This window comes from Tundrisphaera lichenicola (assembly GCF_051175385.1).
Classification (GTDB): Bacteria; Planctomycetota; Planctomycetia; order Isosphaerales; family Isosphaeraceae; genus Tundrisphaera; species Tundrisphaera lichenicola.
In genome coordinates, this window is record NZ_CP195106.1 from 2169082 (window position 1) to 2187490 (window position 18409).

At 64.9% G+C, this 18409-nt stretch carries 18 protein-coding genes; 8 read left to right on the forward strand and 10 right to left on the reverse strand.

All coding sequences use genetic code 11. The annotated features are described in order from the left end of the window. Positions 1–402 precede the first annotated feature (402 nt). A complete protein-coding gene (locus P12x_RS08540) occupies positions 403–2046 on the forward strand; it encodes an alkaline phosphatase family protein (protein ID WP_435010438.1) in 1644 nt (547 codons plus the stop codon). A 24-nt stretch (positions 2047–2070) separates the two neighbouring features. Here the strand turns inward: P12x_RS08540 and P12x_RS08545 are convergent, their stop codons facing one another. The 8 genes from P12x_RS08545 to ltaE all read right to left on the reverse strand — a co-directional run bounded on the left by P12x_RS08545 (position 2071) and on the right by ltaE (position 10028). Further along, positions 2071–2565: a Fur family transcriptional regulator gene (locus P12x_RS08545; RefSeq protein ID WP_435010439.1), complete on the reverse strand. Its 495-nt coding sequence runs from the start codon at positions 2563–2565 to the stop codon at positions 2071–2073. A gap of 281 nt (positions 2566–2846) precedes the next feature. Further along, entirely contained in the window at positions 2847–3626 is a 780-nt protein-coding gene (locus tag P12x_RS08550; protein WP_435010440.1) for a hypothetical protein, read from the reverse strand. A 62-nt stretch (positions 3627–3688) separates the two neighbouring features. After that, on the reverse strand, positions 3689–5266 hold the full coding sequence (locus P12x_RS08555) for a GspE/PulE family protein (protein ID WP_435010441.1): 1578 nt from the start codon (positions 5264–5266) through the stop codon (positions 3689–3691). 267 nt (positions 5267–5533) lie between these two features. Continuing rightward, entirely contained in the window at positions 5534–5887 is a 354-nt protein-coding gene (locus P12x_RS08560) for a flagellar biosynthesis anti-sigma factor FlgM (protein WP_435010442.1), read from the reverse strand. Positions 5888–6080: 193 nt separating this feature from the next. Next, on the reverse strand, positions 6081–7376 hold the full coding sequence (locus P12x_RS08565) for an MlaD family protein (protein WP_435010443.1): 1296 nt from the start codon (positions 7374–7376) through the stop codon (positions 6081–6083). A gap of 166 nt (positions 7377–7542) precedes the next feature. Beyond that, positions 7543–8355, reverse strand: coding sequence for an ABC transporter permease (locus P12x_RS08570; protein WP_435010444.1), 813 nt, complete (start codon positions 8353–8355; stop codon positions 7543–7545). Between the two features lie 2 nt (positions 8356–8357). Beyond that, entirely contained in the window at positions 8358–8783 is a 426-nt protein-coding gene (locus tag P12x_RS08575) for a hypothetical protein (RefSeq protein WP_435010445.1), read from the reverse strand. 198 nt (positions 8784–8981) lie between these two features. Beyond that, a complete protein-coding gene (gene ltaE, locus P12x_RS08580) occupies positions 8982–10028 on the reverse strand; it encodes a low-specificity L-threonine aldolase (RefSeq protein WP_435010446.1) in 1047 nt (348 codons plus the stop codon). Positions 10029–10282: 254 nt separating this feature from the next. Here ltaE and hisD point away from each other — a divergent pair, with 254 nt between their 5' ends. The 6 genes from hisD (at position 10283) to P12x_RS08610 (ending at position 15895) form a co-directional block, all read left to right on the forward strand. Continuing rightward, positions 10283–11659, forward strand: a complete 1377-nt coding sequence (gene hisD, locus P12x_RS08585; protein WP_435010447.1) for a histidinol dehydrogenase — start codon at positions 10283–10285, stop codon at positions 11657–11659. 10 nt (positions 11660–11669) lie between these two features. After that, positions 11670–12401, forward strand: a complete 732-nt coding sequence (locus tag P12x_RS08590) for a leucine-rich repeat domain-containing protein (RefSeq protein WP_435010448.1) — start codon at positions 11670–11672, stop codon at positions 12399–12401. A 34-nt stretch (positions 12402–12435) separates the two neighbouring features. After that, positions 12436–12918: a GNAT family N-acetyltransferase gene (locus tag P12x_RS08595; RefSeq protein ID WP_435010449.1), complete on the forward strand. Its 483-nt coding sequence runs from the start codon at positions 12436–12438 to the stop codon at positions 12916–12918. Between the two features lie 108 nt (positions 12919–13026). Continuing rightward, positions 13027–14064 carry a histidinol-phosphate transaminase gene (hisC, locus tag P12x_RS08600; RefSeq protein ID WP_435010450.1) on the forward strand — a complete coding sequence of 346 codons (1038 nt, stop codon included), beginning with the start codon at positions 13027–13029 and terminating at the stop codon, positions 14062–14064. Positions 14065–14149: 85 nt separating this feature from the next. Further along, the gene (hisB, locus tag P12x_RS08605) at positions 14150–14740 is read left to right on the forward strand and encodes an imidazoleglycerol-phosphate dehydratase HisB (protein ID WP_435010451.1); all 591 of its coding nucleotides are present in this window, start codon (positions 14150–14152) and stop codon (positions 14738–14740) included. 36 nt (positions 14741–14776) lie between these two features. After that, a complete protein-coding gene (locus tag P12x_RS08610; protein WP_435010452.1) occupies positions 14777–15895 on the forward strand; it encodes a lysylphosphatidylglycerol synthase transmembrane domain-containing protein in 1119 nt (372 codons plus the stop codon). 16 nt (positions 15896–15911) lie between these two features. On the opposite strand, the gene P12x_RS08615 is transcribed toward P12x_RS08610, so the two are convergent. After that, entirely contained in the window at positions 15912–16727 is an 816-nt protein-coding gene (locus P12x_RS08615) for a LolA family protein (RefSeq protein WP_435010453.1), read from the reverse strand. 310 nt (positions 16728–17037) lie between these two features. On the opposite strand from P12x_RS08615, the gene P12x_RS08620 reads away from it, so the two are divergent. Further along, positions 17038–17931 carry a CAP domain-containing protein gene (locus P12x_RS08620; protein WP_435010454.1) on the forward strand — a complete coding sequence of 298 codons (894 nt, stop codon included), beginning with the start codon at positions 17038–17040 and terminating at the stop codon, positions 17929–17931. Positions 17932–17941: 10 nt separating this feature from the next. On the opposite strand, the gene P12x_RS08625 is transcribed toward P12x_RS08620, so the two are convergent. Continuing rightward, positions 17942–18397, reverse strand: coding sequence for a hypothetical protein (locus P12x_RS08625; RefSeq protein ID WP_435010455.1), 456 nt, complete (start codon positions 18395–18397; stop codon positions 17942–17944). Positions 18398–18409: the final 12 nt, after the last annotated feature.

The following is an 18409-nucleotide window of genomic DNA, read 5'->3' on the forward strand; positions in this document are numbered from 1 at the left end:
CTCTGATCTGAGCTCTCTGACGCGAGGCGGGTCGCCCGAGGGAACGAATCCCCCCGAGGGGCACCGCCCGGTGAGATAGCGAGGCGCGTCACGCGCTCGAAAGTCGATCGGGAGGGATTCATCCGAGGGAACGATCGCGATCCGAAGCAGGTTAGCGGACCTCGGAGGTTGCCGCAAGCGGGTACGCCCGGCCAGTCCAACCCCCTCGAAGTTCATCGAGATTCTACGACTTCGGGCGACATCGATGACGATCAGCCCGCCGACCAGGCTCGGGATTCCGGTCCGAGTTGACCGTTTTCGGGCTTTGGTCTACGATCCGGCCCGAAGGCGAGGGGACCGGGCAGGATGCTACCGGCGATCCCCAGACTTTCCACAAGACACCCACTCCGCGAGGGGGCACCGATGCCAGGGACGGAACGGTTGGTCATCCTCGGGCTCGATGGCGCGACCTGGTCGACGCTCGACCCGATGCGCGAGCGCGGCTTGATGCCGAATCTCGACTCATTGCTGTCCCGATCGGCTTACGGGACGCTCCGATCATGCATCCCCCCCGTCACCTCGGCCGCCTGGACGACGATGATGACCGGTTGCGGGCCGGCGCGTCATGGCGTCTTCGACCACCGCTTCTACGACGCCGCCGCCGGTCGGCTCAAGGTCAACCACGCCCGGAGAGTCCGGGTCCCGACCTTCTGGCACCAGCTCTCCGATTCGGGCCGATCGGTCGTCAGCCTGAACTTGCCGGTGACCTATCCGCCCCTGCCGGTCCGCGGGATCGTGGTTTCCGGGATGGACGCGCCACACCTCGACGCCGCCCTCTCGGGTGCACCGCACTTCGCCGAGCGGCTCCGCGCCGAGATCCCCGGTTATCATCTCCGGACGATCTGGAAACGTCCGCCTCGCGACCTGGATGAGATGACCGAGAATTCCCGGCAGACCATCGAGGTCTTCGAGGCCGGGGCCGACGCCGGACTCCTGGCCGACCGGTTGAACCCCGAATGGTCGGCGCTCCTGGTCCAGTTCCAGAATCTCGACCCGTTCCAGCATCGGGTCTGGCGTTACCTGAATGTCGACGAGACCGGGATCGAGGACCCACCCTTCAACGCCCAGGCCGATTCGGTGATGACCGGGCTCGACCGGGCCATCGGCCGGCTCTGCGAGCTGGCCTCACGTCGAGGGGCCGGGGTCATGGTGGTCAGCGATCACGGTTTCGGTCCCTGCCTCGGGCGGGTCCACGCGAACCGGATCCTGGTCGACGCCGGGATCGCCCGGATGCCCGGCGTCCGGGGTCGGCTCCGCCGGAGGGCCCGACAGGCCGCCGAACATCTCCGGATCTGGGGGGCCAAGCGGGACGATCCCGGGGCCCGTTCCGCGTCCTTCGAACAGTCGATCGCCGCCCAGTTCCCCTTCGACTGGAAGCGGACCCGGGCCTTCGCCCCTCATCAGGACACGGCGGCGATGGTCTACCTGAACTCCGCCGACCGTCGGCGAGGGGCACCCCTCGTCACGCCGAGGCAGGTGGAGGAAACCCTGGCCGAGACCGTCGCCGCTCTCGAAGGAGCCCGCCATCCCGAGACGGGACGAGCCCTGTTCCCGCATGTCATCTCGACGGCCGAGGCCTACGGGATCGACCCCGCCCGAGAGGGATTCCCCGACCTGATCGCCCCGCCCGACGACCCGTACTGGGTCCGATGCAAGCTCTCCCGGGGGACGGATTGGGTCGAGCCCGACCCGATGATGCCGGGGACCCATCGCCCCGAAGGAGTCATCGCCCTCGAAGCGCCGGGGGTCGTCCCCGGTAGGACCATGCAGGCCAATCTCCGGGACGTCGCCCCTTCCATCCTGTCCCTCTTCGGGCTGCCGATCCCGGAGTATGTCGAGGGTCAGAAGTTTGCTTGCCTCGGGAATCCCGGATGGATCGGCCGGAATCAGAGGAGAGATCCGGCGCATTCCGGAATTGGCGGCCCGCATCTGCCCGGCTTCGAATATACCGAGGAGGAGCAAGCCCTCATCGAGCAGCGTCTGGCGGATCTCGGCTATCTGGAGTAAGGCGCGGTCGGGCGTGATCGCGGCTCAGATCAAGTCGAGCCTTCGACGGGGCTTGCGTGCCCGGCTGCATGCCGAGCAGACTCCGGTGATCACGAACCGGTGGGCAGAGGCTCGGAAGCCATGTTCGAGGCTGATGGCATCGCGAAGCCGGCGGATCTCGTCGTTGCGGAACTCGATGACCTGATTGCATTCAGTGCAATGCATGTGGTCGTGCGAGGGGTATCCGAAGTCGTGCTCGTAGGCGGTCCGGTTGGTCAGCCGGAGTTCTCGGAGCAGGTTCGCTTCGACCAGGAGGCGCAAGGTCCGATAGACCGTCGCCCGGCTCACCTGTCGGCCCGCCGCGCGGAGATCGGCCACCAATTCGTCGGCGTCGAAGTGTTTGTGAGAGTCGAAGATGTGGCGAACCAGGACGCGACGGGGCTCGGTCAACTTCTCGCCGCGGATCTCCAGGAATTCGCGAAACTTGTCTTCCGCGGTCCCCTGGGCGGCGAGCGATTCGAGGGGCACAGGGTCCGCCATGACAGTCCATCCTCGGGGTCGAGAGTCAGCCTGGCTCCTCGGGCCGATCGAGCGACCGAGGAGTATGCCTCAATCAGGAATAATTCTTATTCTACGCACGGTATCGAGATCGGGCTATGGTTCCTAATCCGATCGAAAGCCGGATCAATCCATCAGAGTCGATCCCCGATCTAGTCCGCCATGGGGGCACACCCCCTGAAGTCCCGTTCTCGTTGCGTGAGCGGGACTTCAGGGCGGGTTCGTTGGCTTCGATTTGTCGTAACCAGCCCTGTCGCCAGGGATCAGGGGGTGCTGGTCAAGGGGAGGGGTGGCGAGGTCGAGAGGGGTTGACTTGCCGGGACTGGGTAGGTGGCGTCGGCGGTGGATCCCACCGGAGGAGAGGCCTGGCCGACCTTCCCCTGAAGTTCGTCGAGCACCTTTTGCAGGTGATGGACCGCGTGGTCGCAGCCTTGAGGATTCCCGGAATAAGAAAAGGCGTTGGCCCGGAGTCGCCCGTAGGATCGCTCGTAGGCAACGACGTGCACGGTCTCGATGAAGTCGCCGGCCGGGCCGCCGCAATGCCCCTTGATCCGTCCGAGGTCGCCCGAGGAGATCGCCTCGACGACCGGCCGGAGAGCCTCCGCCGAGACGTGATGGACGCCTTCGCCATCGATGATCGTCCCATCGGCGAAGACCTGGAAGAGCATCCCGAACTGGGTCCCGTTGTCGGATCGCCCCAGCGAGATGCGAGTCACCAGGGGATCAGCCTCGGTGACGGGCTTGTTCACCCGTGGGCGAGGGGTCAACTTCGGTCCGGACATGGCGCCGGGAGGGGTGCTCGGCGGGGTCGAGAGGGCCGGAAGACCGTGCTGATCCGGCACTGATCTCGACATCGACGAGGCGTCCGAAGCGTGATCGTGAGCGGCGTGGGTCGAAGGAGCCGCTCCCGAGCCGAGGCGGAACAGCCGGCCGAATCGACTCGGCTCGTCGCCTCCGATGGCCGCCCCTCCGGTAATCAGTATCGCGACGAGGCACGGGGCGATCATCCTCGCCACCGGGCCTCGAATGGTCTTGTCCAGCATCGCCGACCTCCTTGTCGGATGGTCCAGGGAAGGACCGAGGTCCGCACCACCCCGGGCCGTCGTCACATCATGACAACCCGATAGATTTCCTCAAGGGTGGTCGAACCTTCTAGCACTTTATCGACCGCCGCGTCCTTCAACGTTCGCATTCCCATGTCGGTGGCGACCTGGCGGAGGACGTCCTTGGAAATTTGCTGGAAGATCAGCTCGCGGATCGTGTCGTTCACCTGGAGGATCTCGAAGATCCCCGAACGCCCCAGGTAGCCGGTCTGGAAGCAGGCGGTGCAGCCCTCGCCGCGAGACAGGATCGTGCCGGCCCGCTCGGCCGGATCGAGCCCGAGCATGGCAAGCTGTCGCTCATCGGCCTCGAAACTGACCCGACAATAGGGGCAAACCTTGCGGAGCAGTCTTTGAGAGATGACGGCCAGGAGGGCGTTGGAGAGCAAATACCCGGGGATCTTGAAGTCGTACAGATTGCCCAGGGTGCTCGGGGCGTCGGACGCGTGGATCGTGCTGAGGACCAGGACGCCGGTCAAGGCGGCCCGGATCCCGATGTGCGCGGTCTCGTCGTCGCGAATCTCGCCGATCATGAGGACGTCGGGATCCTGGCGAAGCATTGCCTTGAGCCCCGACCCGAACGACAGGCCGACCTTATGATCGACCTGGATCTGGTTCACGCCCGGGAGCCGCCGCTCGATCGGATCCTCGATCGTCATCAGATTCCGGGTCGGCGAGTTGATCTGGTTGAGGCAAGTGTACAGTGTGGTGGTCTTGCCCGCGCCGACGGGCCCGGCCACCAGAACCGCCCCGTACGGTTTGGAGCAGATCATCGCCAGTTGTTCGGCCTGGGCGGGCTCGAGGCCGAGGAGATTGAATCCGTAATCATCCGAGAGCGCCTCATGGATCCGGACGACGATCTTCTCGCCCAGGACCGTCGGTACGGTGGCCACCCGGAGATCACGCATCTGCCCGCGGTAAAGGTAGCGGATCCGACCATCCTGCGAGTGCCGCCGCTCGACGATATTCAGATCGGCCATCACCTTGATGCGGCTGACCAGCGAGCTGGCGAAGGCCGGCTCCATCTCGAGGACATCGTGGAGCTGACCGTCGATCCGGTAGCGGACCCGGAAATAGGTCTCCTGGGGATCGAAATGGATGTCAGTGGCACGCGACTCGTAGGCCCGGTCGAAGATCTGAGCCACCAGGTCGGGCGAACCGGCCGTGGCGGCGATCTCCTTGAGTTCCTGGCGGATATCGCGTTCACGCTGGGCGAGGTTGGGAGTCGGGGAAGGCGGAGACGTCGGGAGCATCGGCTCGACCGGCTCGGCATCGACGGCGCCTATCCTCCAGGTGCCCGTTGACGAAGGATGTAGGTTGACGGAAGAGGGCGGGGATGTCGTGGAACCGTTGGACCCGAGCAATCCATCGGAATACGCCTGGACCCGCGTAGCCATCTCTCTCAGTTGAACTTCGGTCAACAACTTCAGTCGGAGGATCGCCTGCTGGAGATCCAGGTTGTTGTGAGTCCCATACTGCTGAACTGCCACGAGTTGCTCGGCCGAGAGCAGGCCTTCCTGTACCAGGAGAGTCCCGAGAGCCTGCTCGATCGGCGGGGCGTTTCGGTCTTTTGAGAGGGGCATGGGAAGGGTCTCGGCGAGGGGTCGCGGAGGCCCTCCTCGGTCCCGCCATCGGTCCTCCAGGAACGGAACAATGGATGGAAAACCGGTGACGCCGGGGGGCAATCGACCCGTTTGTCATTGTTCCGAAACGGTCCGGTAGAAGCCAGAAGGCAGGGTCGAAAATGATCGAATGCGAGCAACATGACGAAAGAATAGCCGCGAGCCCGCCTACCGGATGACCTGATCGATCGGGTCACCCGGGGAGCAGGCTCGCGTCCGATGCTCCGATCAGAAGCCGCTGAGTTCGTCCATGAGGCGATCCAGAGCGATCTGGATCTTCTCGGGGGTCTCATAGGTCCCGGCGGCGATCTGCTGCCGGATTTCCTCGACCTTCTCGTGGCGGATCTCGGGGAGTCGGCTGATCCCGTCGAGCATCTGGCCCAGCGGCGAGATCTCCACATGGTCACGGGGCGTGCCCGCGTTCACGGTCTGGCCGGCGTCCACTCCGAACGCGGCAAGGCGAGGATAAATCGGTTGAGGGCCCTGAGCCCCACCAGCGCCGTAGATCTCCATGCGAGCATCCCCCTTCTGCTTGGTGTCGTGGCCCGAGGAAGCCGGTTGGCCGTCGCGGGCGTTGTTCATCGAAGTCCCACGGCGGCCAGGTTGCAGGTTGCCTCCGGCACTCCACCGGAACAAACACCCGCCCGAAGCTCCTCCGAGGGGCCCGAGGCATCCGCCCCGAGCTTCCACACCCTTATCATCGGTCCGGAAGATGGGGCGAATTTAACTTAAAGCCCGAAAATCGGAGACAATCGCCCCGTATTTTTCCGCGGGGTTAATTGGCGGAACCACGCCGGATCCGAGTGGTGCTCGGTCCCTTCATGGCCTCGGTGAGCTGGGCCGACATCTCGTTGAGCCGGCCGGTCACCTCGGAGACCTGTCGGCGGACCAGTTCCATCTCCTGCTTCTGTTGCGGGGTCGCCGGACGAGCCTGCATGACTTCCAGGGTCTTCACGGCATCGTCGAGCTTCTCGCAGCCGACCGAAAAGACTTGCATCGCATCGAAGATCCCCTGGACCCGGATATCCTCGGGCTTCGGCTTGTAGAGCGGGCTGATCACGAACGGATTGGCGTAAATCTTCTGGACCAGCTTGCTGCCCCAGTCCGAGGCATCCTTGAGATTGGATACCGTCCGCTCGATGTCGACCTTGTTCCGGGCGAGCATGGTCATCGCCACATCAGTGATCTGCTTCACATTATAGAGCGCCTGGTCGGCCCGAAGTCGCGTGGTATCGACGTGGTCGATCAGGGCGGAGACCTTCTCCTGGTCGCGAGCCACGACCATCTTGAGGGTGGCCGAGAGGTCGCGAAGGCTGACGATGGTCTGATCGAGGTTCGGCCGATTCTCGGCCAGGAGGCTGTCGACCCTCGCGGTCAGCGTGACGACCTGACCCAGGACCGCCTCGAGCTTCGGCGAAGCCGCGGCGATCTTCCGGGTCAACTCGTCCACGTGACCGACGGCCGACTCGACCACCGGCCGGACGGCGTCGCTGGTGGCCTTGATGCCGTCGGTGGTCTCCTCGACCGCCCCCACGATCCGACGGACCTTCGGGGCCGCCACGTCGACCAACTCGCGGACCTCGCCGATGGTGTGGCTGAGGTGGCTCCGCTCGATCGGCCCGAGCCCGACCTGCTCCAGGATCGGGTCGAACATGGTCGTCTCGACCCCCTGGAGTATCTCGCCGGGAGGCAACGGAGCCGTGGACTGGCCGATCGAGATGATATTCACGCGCGACTGACCGGTCAGGCTCGACTGGATCGTGATCCGGGCATCGGCCTTGAGGCGAGCGGCCAGGTCGTCGGGGACCGCCAGTCGGACCCGAGCCCGGAGGACGCCGTCGACCTCGGCCAGGGTCACCCCGACCACTCGACCCGACTCCACCCCCGCGATCCGGACCTGGGCCCCCGCGCGGAGGCCCTGCCCGTCCCGGAAGTCGACGTCGATCTGACGACGGTGGGTCAGGAACCCGGTCCCGCCCCCGGCCAGGCCGAGCAGGACAACCAGGGCCGCCATCGCCAGGACGACCATCAGGCCGGCCCGGATCTCTCGGCCGGTGGCTCGAACATTCATCGGGATCCCTCCCCCATCGGGAAATCGCGGCACGAGATCAGTCCGGGATGAGCTGCGGTGATCCCTCGTCGGGCCGACTCACGAACACAGGCGGAGGGGTGATCTCCCGGGAGTGATCGAAGCTCGGGGGAGTAACAGCCCGGTTGGATCATCGAAGCCTTCTCCCTCAACCAGTTGGCGGCACCAGGACCGTTGGCCCGAAGGCCGGCCCGGCGTGGTAGACCAGCAGGAACCAGGTGGCGTTGAAGGCGAGGACCGCCAGTCCCGCGAGGTAAGCGGCCCGACAGGCCGCCGAGCAGATCGCCTCGGGTGCGGGGTCGGATCCCGAAGGTCGAGCCACCCCTTCGTGGCAGGCCAGGAGTCCCGCAGCCCCCCCGAAGACGAGCCCCTTCACTACCAGACCCACGACATCGCGGGTCCAGAGCATTTCCAGGAACATGTCGAAGAAGGCCGGGAAGGTCAGCCCCATGATCGATCGAGCGACGGCCCATCCCACGAAGATCCCGATGATCGAGCCCCAGGCCGAGAGGATCGGCCCGGCGATCATGGCCGCCGCCACTCGCGGTGCGACCAGGCGAGCCAGCTCTTCCTGCGGAATGTCCAGGCCCCGGAGTTCGGCCACGTAGCGGGCTGCCACCAGTCCCGCCAGGATGAAACCCACCATCAGCGGGGCAAGGTTCCGGATCAGGCCCACGCCCACAACCGGCCCGATCCCGTCGACGAACGTCGCCCCGAAATAGGCCTGCATCGACAGGAATGAGCCGAGCCCGATGTGGACCAGGGCCACCGAAGGCAGGCCCATCCCGAGCAGCCGGTCGAGCTGTCGGGAAGTCTCGCCCGCGAACGAGGTCGAGGGCCGGACCGAGGACCAGAATGTAGTGGACGCCAGGATCGCCAGCCGACCGAGGTAACCGACCATCCCGAAGGCGGCCGAGAACGGATGAGGAAGCCGGCGATCGAGGGCCGAATCGTTGGCCAAAGTCAGGTCCCTCCCTGGACTCGAGCGCCCCTCCGGCCGATCCTTCGGCCCCGGGCGGGTCGGGTGCTAACTTTAGTCAAACTTTCGTCCTTTGGATAGGCGGCTTGGGCCTGCCGATCCGACCACCACGCCTGCCACCGGCCGATGGCCTGATTCCGCTCCTCGACCGAGGCCCAGGCCACGTAGCCGAAGTCGCGGTGAGTTCGCTTCTTCAACTCCTCGTTGGCCGTCAGGCGGACCACCCGGTCGGGGTCTCCCAGTCGGGCGATCATCGCCGGGATGGCGACCCATTCCGGCTCCTGGTCCTCGAGCCCGACGGCGCGGGCCCGGACGATAGGTGAGGTGTGGATCATGTCGCGAAAGCTCTTCGGGGCCAGGCTGCAACCGGGCCCCGAACTCGCGAGTGACAGGAGAATACCGATCAGCATGGCCCGCTTCACCGCGGGGCCCCCTTCCTTGGAGGTCCGGCCGGTTTCGGTTTCCGACCCTTCGGCACCGGTCCCGTCGCGATCCTTCGCGAGGGGCCCCCCATCGGTGATCGCGGGGGGTGGCCGGGGCGACAATGCCGCCCCGGTCCTTCACCGGGGCCAATTCCTAACGGATCTCGGCCGGTCACGCAACGCCGATCAGGACGCGATCGCCCCGGAGACCCGACGGAAGGAGTCGGCTGCTCGGGCGATGTCGTCTCGGGTCAGATCGAGATGTGTGCAGGCCCGGAGCATCTGGGGGCCGAGGGCAATGACCAGGACGCCCTCGGATCGGAGCCGATCGGCGACCTCCCGGGCCGTCCCGAGCGCCGGGTCGACGCGAATCCAGATCAGATTGGTCTCGACCGTCGGTGATTCGAGCGCGAGCCCGGGCGATTCCTCGATCACCTTCGCCAGAATCCTGGCATTCTCGTGATCCTCGGCCAGTCGGTCGACGTGATGCTCCAGCGCGTGCAGGGCCGCCGCGGCGATCACCCCCACCTGCCGCATCCCGCCGCCCAGGACCTTGCGGAGGCGATGGGCTTCCGCGATCAGGTCGGCCGACCCGGTCAGGGCAGACCCGATGGGGGCTCCCAGTCCCTTCGAAAAACAGATCGAAACCGTGTCGAAGTAGCGAGCCCATTCGGACGCGGAGATCCCGCTGGCCACGACGGCATTCATGAGCCGGGCGCCGTCGAGATGCATGGCCAGGTTGTGGGCCCGGGCCCATCCCGAGATCTCCGCGATCGACGTGATCGGGTGAATCCGGCCTCCCGCCCGATTGTGCGTATTTTCCAGCGAGACCAGGCGAGTCCGGACATAATGAGGATCGTCGATCCGGACCTTGCCCTGGAGGTCGTGCAGGGTCAGCAGGGACTGGGCCGGCTCGACGGTCCTGGTGGTCACCCCCCAGAGCCGCGCGACCCCCCCCCCTTCCCAGACATAGACGTGCGCCGAGGGATCGCAGATCAACTCGTCCCCCGGGTGGGTATGCAAACCCACGGCGATCTGGTTGGCCATCGTGCCCGATGGGACGAAAATCGCGGCCTCTTTCCCGAGCAACTCGGCCGTTTTCTCCTGCAAACGAATGACCGTCGGATCCTCGTTCATCACGTCATCACCGACCACGGCCGAGGCCATCGCCTGCCTCATTTCCGGGGTCGGGCGGGTCACGGTATCGGATCTCATGTCGATCAATGAGGCCATGGAAAGCACCCTGGACGAGTAGATGATTGGATGTATGGAGGGATTCGTGCCATCTTAGGCGGATGCGGGCGTCGATTCCATCATATCCTACCAATTTGAATCCCTACGGAAATGGTCGTTTGTTGGTTTCAGCCGGGCAAACCAAATCACTTGCAAGCATTCCACTTTCGTCAGTTCGAGGAAAAGCGCGGCGATTGATGGACGGGGCGATTAGAATGGAGACGATGATATCAGGTCTGGAGAAGATGGGTCCGATGACAATTTCGACGAAGATCGCCCGGATCGACTACGCCGGCGAGGATGCACGAGAGGCGATTCGAGAACTTCGACGCCAGCTCAGCCCTCGGGGTGACGTGGTCAGCCCGCAGGGACGGGCCCGGACAATCGCCGCATTCGGCGAACCCTTGACTCCGGAGCAGGTCGTGGCCCGGATTTGTGAGGACGTCCGGACCCGCGGCCTCGAAGCAGTCCTAGATTACACTGCGAGGCTCGACCGGGTCGAGCTTGAGCCCTCGGCGGTCCGCGTGCCGGCGGAGGAATTGGCGGAGGCCCACGCCAAGGCCGACCCCGCCTACCTGCGGACGATCCGGAGGGTCCGCGACAACATCCTGGCCTTCCAGTCGGGAATCCTCCATCGCGATGCCACATTCCGCCGAGGTCCCGGGACCGAGCTGAGGCTCCGCTACAGGCCGCTTCGGCGGGTCGGGGTCTGCATCCCGGGCGGTGCGGCGGCCTACCCCTCTTCTCTCCTGATGACGGTCGTCCCCGCCCAGGCGGCCGGGGTCGAACAGATTGCGGTGGTCGTCCCCCCGACCCCTTTCGGCGGCTACAATACCGATCTCCTGGCCGCCTGCCATGCCCTCGGCGTCACCGAGGTCCACCGGATCGGCGGGTCCCAGGCCGTGGCCGCCCTGGCTTATGGAGTCGAGGGGATCGAGCCGGTCGACAAGATCGTCGGGCCGGGCAACCTGTTCGTGGCCCTGGCCAAGCGGCAAGTCTACGGCGAGGTCGATATCGACAGCATCGCCGGCCCCAGCGAGGTCGTCCTGATCGCCGACTGGACCGCCGAGCCTCGCTTCATCGCCTCCGACCTGATCAGCCAGGCCGAGCACTCGCCGGGCGCGTCGATCATGATCACCTGGGAACCCGACCTGATCGACCGGGTCGACGAGGCCCTGGCCGAGCAGCTCGCTCGGCTCAGCCGGGGAGACCTCGCCCGGGATAGCCTGGAACGATTCGGCGCTTTGATCCTCGTGAGAGACGAGGACGAGGCGATCACCCTGACCAACCAGATCGCCCCCGAACACCTCCACGTCTCGACCTCCGACCCCGATCGCCTGGCCGAGCGCCTGACCAACGCCGGGGCGATCTTCCTCGGGCACGAAACACCCGTCGCCGTGGGCGATTACGCCGCCGGGCCATCGCACGTCCTGCCCACCGGGGGGACGGCCCGATGGGCCTCGGGCCTCTCGGCCAACGACTTCCTCAAGCGGACCAGCCTGATCTGGGTCGATCGTCAGGGCCTGGCGAACCTCGCGCCCGACATCCGCTGTCTGGCCGACAAGGAAGGGCTCTCGGCCCACCGGTACAGCGTGGATATCAGGCTCGAAGATCCCGAAGTCGGCGAGTGAGGGAGGAACCATGACCTTCACTGAAAATATCGACATTCATGAGTTCGCCGAGTTGGATTATCGGGGAAGGCTCCGCGCCCGCCGACTGGTCCTCGTTGTGGTCGTGTTGTTCCTGGGCGTTGCCCCGTTCGCCTGGAAGGCCGCCGTACAACTGGCCACTTCCGCGTGGCTGCAGTTGAACCATTATCATGTGGCATGGGTGATCGACCGCGAGACCTGGCGACGCGGCGGGGTGACGACAGTCAGGGCCGTGCTCGCTTTTGACCCATTCGGCCACCCGGACCTGACGCATCTAACCCGTCTCCATAATCTGGAAGAACTGGACCTTTCGCAGGTGATGGGCCTGGCCGACGACGATTTGCCCATGCTGGCCGAGTTGATCGATCTCCAATCGCTCGACCTCAATCGGAGCCACTTGCAGTACAGATATCCGACGGACAAGGGCGGCCTGACCGACGTCACCCTGGCACGAATCGGGACGCTGACCGACCTCCGTGAGCTCGATCTGGGGGGCCAGAAGTTCGGCGACCAAGGCCTGGCTAGCCTGAAGCGACTTACGAAGTTGGAGTCACTGAACCTCCAGGGAACCGCGATCACGGACGCCGGGCTGGAGGCCCTCAAAGGGCTCCCGAAGCTCCGTTATCTCGACCTTGGAGGGACGAAAATTACGCAGGCGGGCATACTGGCCTTCGAAGCCACCAGGCCGGGCGTCGTGATCGAGGCCGACCCCTTCCCTCTCTAGTCCCTTGAAATATCGACCCTCCCCGAGCCGACCGATGAACGCTGACCTCCGACCCGCCCGCCTCGAAGACTCCGAGACCATCGCGGCCATGGTTCGCGAGCTGGCCGTTTATGAAAAGCTGGAGGGTCACGCCAGGGCGACCGGCGAGGATCTGGCTCGTCACCTCTTCGGCGACCGACCCTCGGCCGAGGTCATCCTGGCCGAAGTGGAAGGCGAGCCGGTCGGATTCTCCCTCTTCTTCCCGACCTTCTCGACTTTCCGGGGACAGGCCGGGATCTACATCGAAGACATCTTCGTCCGGCCCGAGTACCGCAACCAGGGGATCGGCAAGGCCTTGCTGGCACGCGTCGCGCGGATCGCCGTGGATCGAGATTGCGGTCGGGTCGAATGGTCGGTCCTGAATTGGAACGCCCCCTCCATCGCCTTTTATCAAGCCCAGGGAGCCGTGCCGATGGACGAATGGACCGTCTACCGGCTCGATGAATCGGCCCTCCTCAGCCTGGCCCGGAAGGATTGATCCGAGACCCCTTCGGCTCATCCAGGTTTTCTCCCCATCGGATTTTCTCTCCCTCCGACCCGGGCGTCCTCCACGTCCTGGCGGATCAAACAATTCAGGTTCGATTTCATGGGCCGTTTCTTCCTCGATCACATCGACCGGATGGCCGGGTATGTCCCGGGCGAGCAGCCCCGAGACGGCGGCTTCATCAAGCTCAATACGAACGAGAATCCGTACCCGCCCTCCCCCAGAGTGGCCCAGGCCATCGCGGGCGTCCTGAACGATCGGCTCCGGCTCTATCCCGACCCGGTCGGCTCGGCATTCCGCAAGATGGCCGCCGAGCTTCACGGGGTCGAACCGGGGATGATTCTCGCGGGCAACGGCTCGGACGACCTCCTCACGATCCTGACCCGGGCCTTCGTCGGGCCGGGCGACATCATGGCCTATCCGACCCCGAGCTACATCCTCTACAAGACCCTGGCCGAGATCCAGGATGCCCGGACTGTCGAAGTCCCCTTCGAAGCCGACTGGACCCTCGACCCCTCGAAGTTCGAGCGGGTTGGGGCCAGGCTCGCCCTGATCGCCAACCCGAATAGTCCTTCGGGGACCGTCATCTCGCCGGAAAAGCTCGGGGAGATCGCCGGGCGGCTGGACTGCCCGCTAGTGGTCGATGAGGCCTATGTCAACTTCGCCCAATCCGACGCCATCGGCCTGGTCGCCCGGCATCCGAACGTGATCGTCCTGCGGACCTTGAGCAAGGGCTACAGCCTGGCCGGGCTCCGGGTCGGCTACCTGATCGCTCGACCCGAGATCGTGGCGGGCCTGATCAAGGTCAAGGATTCATACAACTGCGACTCATTGAGCCTGGTCGGAGCGACCGCCGCCCTCGAAGATCAATCCTACCTGGCGGAGACGACCGCCAGGATCCAGGCCACTCGGAGTCGGCTTGCCGGGGCGATGAGAGACCGAGGGTATCTCGTCCCCGAGAGCCGGGCGAATTTCGTCTGGTGCACCGGAGGCCCTCCCGCCGTCGAGACTTACGAGGCGCTGAAGGCCCGCAAGATCCTGGTCCGCCTGATGCGTTATTCGGGATTCGCCGACGGCCTCCGGATCACCGTGGGGACCGACGAGGAGATCGACCGGCTCCTGGAGTGCTTCCCCGGCTGATCGTCCGAGCCCCCCTGCCCTCCGGCCGAGTTCCGTGGCGGTCCTGGCCCGGTCCTGATAGGATCTTGCCGAAAGGAGCCGAGACGTGGCCGAACGCATCGCCGAGATCGTCCGAAAGACCGCAGAGACTGACATCCACCTTCGCCTGGACCTCGACGGCTCCGGCCGGTCGAAGGTGGCCTCGGGCGTGGGCTTCCTCGACCACATGCTCGAGCTGTTCGCCAGGCATTCCTTGATGGACCTGGAGGTCGCCTGCACCGGCGACGTCCACGTCGATTTCCACCACACGACCGAGGATATCGGGATCTGCCTCGGTCAGGCGATCGACCGGGCTCTCGGGAACCGGGCGGGGATCGCCCGATACGGCCATTCGATCCTCCCCATGGACGAGACCCTGGTGACCTGCGCCGTCGACCTTGGCGGCCGACCCTACTGGGCCTGGCAAGCCCCGATGCCCAGCCCGAAGATCGGCGACTTCGACAGCGAACTGGTGGCCGACTTCTGGCAGGCCGTCGCGACCCAGGGCCGGATGAATCTCCACGTCCTGCTCCATTACGGGCGGAACACCCACCACGTCAGCGAGGCGATCTTCAAGGGCCTGGCCCGCTCGCTCCGGGACGCGACCGAACGCGACCCCCGGCGTCTGGGCGTCCCCTCGACCAAGGGCTCGCTCTGAAACCCGGCCCGACCTCGGACCCACCCGAGCCCTCCGATGACCCCACCCAGTTCCCACCGCCGCAGCCTCCTGCTCAACCTGATCCTGGTCCTGGTGGCCTTCGGCCTCCTGGCGCTGGTGGTCTCCTCGAATCGCGAGAAGATCGCCGAGGTCTTCCGGAAGCCGGTCGACTATCGGCTCTTCGGGCTAGGGCTTCTGATCTATCTCTCGGCCTTGATGCTGAGCTTCGTCCGTTGGCACCAGCTCGTCCGGGCCCAAGGCCTGATCTTCTCGCTCCGGGACGCCATCCGGCTCGGATTCATCGGCAACGTCTTCAACCTGGTAATCCCGGGAGCGGTCGGAGGGGACGTGATCAAGGCGGCGTTTCTCTGCCGGATGCAACCGGAGAAGAAACCCCAGGCGGTCGCCTCGATGGTCCTCGACCGTCTCCTCGGGCTCCTGGGACTCTTCATCCTGGCCGCGGTGGCCGGGGCCTTCGCCTGGCCATCGGCTGAACTTCCCGTCCTGGCGGAGAGTTCGGGCGACTTGGTTCCCCCTTCCAGCCGGCAACTCAGGATCCTGATCGGCCTGGTCTGGTTCGCGGTGGCCTCCGGCCTGATTGGCCTGGGGGTGGTCTTCTCGCCCTCGCTCTACCGGCCCCTGAACCGGCTGGTCGCGGGCCGGGGGAAGCTCGAACGGATCGTCCGCGAACTTGAAGCGATCGGGCTGGCTTATCGGCAGAGACTCGGGGTGGTTGTCGGGATGCTAGGAGCGGCGATCCTGGGACATTCGCTCTTCGTTGTCGCCTTCTACTCGGCCAGCAAGGCCCTTTTCTCCGACCTGCCCACCCTGGGACAGCACTTCTTGCTGGTCCCGCTGGCACTCTTCACCACCGCGATTCCGCTCCCCTTCGGGGCCCTGGGTCTCTCCGAAGGGATCAGCGGCCAGCTCTTCCTGATGGTCCGGCATACCGAAGGGGCGATCGCCATGATGGCGTTCCGGATCCTGATGTATGGGAACGGGGCGATCAGCGCACTCGTCTATCTGGCAAATCTCCGACAGGTCCGGACGATCGCCAAGGAGGCCGAGCCGATCTTCGAAGAGGCGATCGAGGCCACGATCGTCGAACCTACCGCCAGGACCGAGGCGAAACGAGGCGAAACCTTCAACGGATGAGGGTTCGTTCACGAGGCTACTTCTTGTCGCCCTCGGCCTTGGCTTCGTTCGGGCCTTCGAGCTTCTCGATTCGCCGAAATCCCGCCCCCGGCTCAAACGCAAAAACTTTAGCCGCAGGGGCTTCGGTCGAAACCTTTCCCGCTGTCCAGCGAAGCGACTCGATGTGAGTATCGCCGCCCGCGATCGAACTTCGGGTCGCGTCCCCTTCGACCACGAGGTCGATGAACGCCAGGAGGCCGGACTTCGGGTCGATCAGGAACCTCCAGTCGTGGTTGTCCGACTCGTCGAGTCGCAGGACTCGATAGGCGATCCCTCCGACCTCCTGATCGATCTCGACCCGGATGTTCGGCGTGAAGTCCTGGATCAGACGTTCCGGCTCGTCGCCAACGACCAGATTGAGGACGTGGAGTAGAGGCAGCCCCTCGACGTTCCCGAACTCGATCGACCCGAGCGGACCACCTCGAAGCGACGACTCGGTGAACTTCGAGGGGACCGGCACCGTCTGGAACGACTTCAGCGGAACGACGATCGAAGTCAAGCTCGTCCCGTCGCTCACGACCCGGACGAAGTCGGTCCGGACGTCGAGCCGATTCGGTCGAGCGAACGCCACGCTAGCCTTCCGCGATTGCGTGAGAGCCCGATCCCCCACCTTCACCACCAGGGCCACTTCCCCCTGATCGGCATAGGCCGGCAAGGCCCGATAGGCGGCGATCAGAGCATCGAGGCGGCTCCGGGCCTCGGGAGAGATGGCGGGCGAGCCCGGCTCATCGGCCATCGAGGGCAAGGCCAGGAGAAGCCAACTCAGGGTCACGGCAACGGCGAGACGCTTCATGGAGTGAGTCCTGACGATACGAGGCTGAAGGCCGACACGCTCGTTTGTACCCAATGGACCGGCGATGCTCCAGTCGATCATCATCGCCCGGGGAGGCCGATTCGGAGTTGCCCGGGAAAAAACGAACCCAACGCGATCCTCGAGCACCTCCGGAAAAAACGAACCCAACGAAGATCGATCTCCGGTCCAGGCCGAACCATTCCGATCCCGTTCAATATCATCGATTCGGCCGATCTCTAGCAGACTTTCCGATCGACCATCACAAATTTAATCCCTTGTCTCCGAGTTCGGCCCGACGCAAAATGAGTCCATGAAACGATACTCGCGCAGACCGACCATCCCGAAATTCATGCGGATCGCGGCCAGCCTCGGAATCGTCTTCGCGATTCTCGGGGCTCAGGAACCCTCGACCCCCAAAGTTGACCGGGCCGAATCCGACTCGATCGTCGCAGAACTGGTCGAAGCCCACAATAAAGAGCGGGCCAAGGAGGACCTCCCGCCGCTCAAGTCAAATCCCAAGTTGAACGAGGTAGCCCTGGCCCATGCCCGGGATATGGCCGAACGCGAGGTCATGAGTCACGAAGGCGCCGATGGTTCGACCTCGGCTCAAAGGATCGCGCGGAGCGGTTATCACTACCTGACGGCGGGGGAGAACGTCGCGGAGGGTTATCGGGACGTTCCCGCGGTGATCCAGGGCTGGATGGACAGCCCGCCCCACCGCAAGAATGTGATGGGAGATTTCTCGGAGATCGGGCTCGCTCGGGTCGAGTCGAAGAATGGCAAACCCTACTGGGCCGCCGAGTTCGGCAAGCCGATGCCGAAACTCGACCCGGCCGAGGCGGCGAAATCCCTGATCCTGGGGATCAACAAGGAGCGAGCGGACGAAATGCTCGGCGAACTCGTCGAGGATCGCAGGCTGGCGCAGGCCGCCCAGGCTGTGGCGGTTGATCTGGCCGAGAACAAGGAGAAGCCGACCACGCCGTCGGCCTTCGAAAAGATTGATGGCAAGTTCTACAAGCAACTCGCCATGACCACTTCGGGCGGTCAGCCGGACGCCGAAGTCCTGCTCAAGAGCCTCATGGAGAACCCCGACTATAAGGCCCAGATCATCGGGAACTATTCTCGGATCGGGGTGGGATACGCCCCCGACCCGGATGGGATCCCTCGATGGACCGTGATCCTCGGCCTTCCCTCGAATCGTTGAGTATACCGGATCAATCGGAGTAATATGCCCAGGGAATCCTGGGGAAGACGCCGAGGTTGAATCCTTGACGATCCTGCGGGCCGCCATCGGGTCCCATCGGTGCCGAGGGGAGATTGCCCAGGGGTGGGCCGTTGGTGTAACCCGGGACCGGACCGGCTCCGATGCCGAGCTGATCCATCCTCGCCCAGTAAGCCGAAGAACTCGTACTTCCAGTGTTCAGGGCGTATGCCCAGGGGCGTCTCCCCCAGGACTTGCCATGAAGGGGCACCGGCGAATTTGCAATCTGCCGCGATGCCCAGGACGGAACGACCTTTCCGTTGGGAGTGACCATCTTCGCCGGATCGGGCACTCCGGGAGTGGGCGGAACCTGCTGATCTCGCGATTTTTTACGATGACGCCACCCCCCTGCCCCGGCAGGATCGGCGATCAGTATCAGGAAGAGCAAGGCGAGTCCGAGTCGACGCATGGTGGAAGTCCC

Bases quoted from the DNA above. Each gene is read 5' to 3' on its own strand.
- P12x_RS08615 (WP_435010453.1), bottom strand. From the start codon at position 16,727: ATGAAGCGTCTCGCCGTTGCCGTGACCCTGAGTTGGCTTCTCCTGGCC.
- P12x_RS08610 (WP_435010452.1), top strand. From the start codon at position 14,777: ATGACCCCACCCAGTTCCCACCGCCGCAGCCTCCTGCTCAACCTGATC.
- P12x_RS08625 (WP_435010455.1), bottom strand. From the start codon at position 18,397: ATGCGTCGACTCGGACTCGCCTTGCTCTTCCTGATACTGATCGCCGAT.
- P12x_RS08540 (WP_435010438.1), top strand. From the start codon at position 403: ATGCCAGGGACGGAACGGTTGGTCATCCTCGGGCTCGATGGCGCGACC.
- P12x_RS08545 (WP_435010439.1), bottom strand. From the start codon at position 2,565: ATGGCGGACCCTGTGCCCCTCGAATCGCTCGCCGCCCAGGGGACCGCG.
- P12x_RS08620 (WP_435010454.1), top strand. From the start codon at position 17,038: ATGAAACGATACTCGCGCAGACCGACCATCCCGAAATTCATGCGGATC.
- hisC (WP_435010450.1), top strand. From the start codon at position 13,027: ATGGGCCGTTTCTTCCTCGATCACATCGACCGGATGGCCGGGTATGTC.
- P12x_RS08555 (WP_435010441.1), bottom strand. From the start codon at position 5,266: ATGCCCCTCTCAAAAGACCGAAACGCCCCGCCGATCGAGCAGGCTCTC.
- P12x_RS08575 (WP_435010445.1), bottom strand. From the start codon at position 8,783: ATGCTGATCGGTATTCTCCTGTCACTCGCGAGTTCGGGGCCCGGTTGC.
- P12x_RS08595 (WP_435010449.1), top strand. From the start codon at position 12,436: ATGAACGCTGACCTCCGACCCGCCCGCCTCGAAGACTCCGAGACCATC.
- hisD (WP_435010447.1), top strand. From the start codon at position 10,283: ATGACAATTTCGACGAAGATCGCCCGGATCGACTACGCCGGCGAGGAT.
- P12x_RS08565 (WP_435010443.1), bottom strand. From the start codon at position 7,376: ATGAATGTTCGAGCCACCGGCCGAGAGATCCGGGCCGGCCTGATGGTC.
- P12x_RS08590 (WP_435010448.1), top strand. From the start codon at position 11,670: ATGACCTTCACTGAAAATATCGACATTCATGAGTTCGCCGAGTTGGAT.
- ltaE (WP_435010446.1), bottom strand. From the start codon at position 10,028: ATGGCCTCATTGATCGACATGAGATCCGATACCGTGACCCGCCCGACC.
- P12x_RS08560 (WP_435010442.1), bottom strand. From the start codon at position 5,887: ATGAACAACGCCCGCGACGGCCAACCGGCTTCCTCGGGCCACGACACC.
- P12x_RS08550 (WP_435010440.1), bottom strand. From the start codon at position 3,626: ATGCTGGACAAGACCATTCGAGGCCCGGTGGCGAGGATGATCGCCCCG.